This is a genomic window from Chromohalobacter nigrandesensis (assembly GCF_023061285.1).
In the GTDB taxonomy this organism is placed as follows: Bacteria; Pseudomonadota; Gammaproteobacteria; order Pseudomonadales; family Halomonadaceae; genus Chromohalobacter; species Chromohalobacter nigrandesensis.
This window is the reverse complement of the sequence record NZ_JAKGAM010000032.1, coordinates 1-1,903: the sequence shown is the minus strand read 5'-3', so window position 1 is coordinate 1,903 and position 1,903 is coordinate 1. Positions and strand designations below refer to the sequence as shown.

The 1,903-nt window shown below is 58.5% G+C and carries 2 protein-coding genes; both read left to right on the top strand.

Features of this window, described 5'->3' with window-relative positions; genetic code table 11:
* The coding region (locus tag L1073_RS17035) for a DUF2345 domain-containing protein (RefSeq protein WP_246901411.1) at positions 1-528 on the top strand (528 nt) is incomplete at its 5' end.
* A partial coding sequence (locus L1073_RS17030) for a hypothetical protein (protein WP_246901410.1) occupies positions 525-1,903 on the top strand: 1,379 nt, incomplete at its 3' end. The genes L1073_RS17035 and L1073_RS17030, both read left to right, overlap by 4 nt.

The window sequence follows — 1,903 nt, the reverse complement described above, 5'->3', positions numbered from 1 at the left end:
AAGCTCTCGCTGTTCGTGCAGAAGGCGGGCATCAAGCTCTTCGCCGCGCGAGGCAAGGTGGACCTCCAGGCGCAGGATGGCGAGATGGCCTTCACTGCGGAGAAAGGCGTCAAGGTGACCTCCACCGAGGGCCGTATCGAGATCAACGCCGACAACGGCATTCTGCTGCAGAGTGGCGGCGGCTATATCCGCATCGAGGGTGGCAACGTCGACGTACATGGCCCTGGCAAGATCGACGTCAAAGGCGCACAGCATGACTTCGGTGGACCGAAGAGCATGCCAATGAGCTTCGATCCACTACCTGAATCGCAAGGCCCCTATGAGCAATATTTCACTTTGAGTGACAAACGTTCAGGCAACACCCTGCCATACGCCAGCTATCGCGTTGAAACGGCAGAGGGCAAAATGTTCGAAGGCCGCGCCGATGCCGAAGGCAACACTCAGAAGATCCTGACGCGTAAGCCGGAGCAGTTGAAAGTCACGATACTCGATCGCTTCGATGATGCAGTAGAAGGCAACCTGTCATGAGCATCCCGGCACAGACTGACATTCACGGCGAGTCTCAGACTCAACTCAAAGCACAAGGCGCCAAGGCTTCGAGCGACCCCACAGACCAACTGTTCTATCTTACCGGCACGAACACGATACTGCTGGTGCCCCGTGAGGCAATGCCCGACTTCAATACGGAAATGACGACGCTCGAGGCACTGGTAGAAGAGCAGCAACATGCCATGGCGAACCTCAAGCAGTGGCAAGACCGATATATCGCCTATGTACAGAGCCACTATTTTAGCCCTGCCGATCGACCTGATATCGACAGGGCCGGTGGTGTCGGGAACAAGGGATCTGTCGCGGTACAGGTGTACCTCGCGCGCCGAACGCTTAACCAGGCCAATGCTCGGCTCAATGAGGTCATCGACTCCTTGACAAGCCTCGATGACGAGACCAATAACATCGTCGAGCTTATAGCCCTCCAGCGTCGCGGAGCAAACGCCTCATCGGCAGGTTTTCGAATGGGCTATGTCAGATCGGAAAAGATATCACCCGACTGGGCGCGCTATCCGCTCTCCAGCAGCGGCCACACGGATATCGTCAATGCCGGTGGCCAAGTCGATTGGGACACGCTACGAGGCCAGCTTCAGGACCTGAGAAGCAGGCTGTCTGGAGAGAAGCCCTGGATCGACGGCTGGCTGGCACTGGAAGACCAGGAAAAGGAACTCTTCCACTGGAGCCAGGCCACCAACCGAAACCTTCAACTGCGTGACGAAACGGAGCCCAGCGACGCGCATGACCCGGCTGCGGTCAAGGTCGCGCTCACGAACGAAGCCCAACTGATGCGCTGGTCGTATGGCGCCGGTGGTATTTCAAGCAATGCCAGCCCCTTCAAGCGCAGCGGATCGATCAAGGCAAGTGGGCACGCCTCGCTGAGGCTGGCCCAGGCCAAGAGCGAAATCCACTGCTACGAGCCACCCGGTGGCTACATCATGGCTTTCCAGCTACCCATGAGAGAAGCCGCTTCGGACTCAGAGGCGGAGAGCGCCGAAACCGGCCGCCACAATAACGGCGATAGGCCGTCCCAACTGATCGATCTGGGCATGATCCGTTCTCATTTAATCATGACGACGGAGGGAGGGATCGGCGCCAGCCTCGCTGCCGAGTTGAATATCGATGCCGATCTCAGCCGCCCCGATGGCAGGACGGTAGGCACACGCGGCACCCTGGATGCCCAAACCCTACCCGGTCAGCAGCGAGTGGATATGTCGACTTCCGAGGATAACGATGACTCGGGCAATCAGGTCCGCGCTTTCGTCGGTGCGGAGATGGGCTGCACCATTGCCGGCCAGATCGAATGGAAAAATCCCGAAGTCAATGAGTTCCGCCCTTTCGGCAAGCTGGCTCCGCA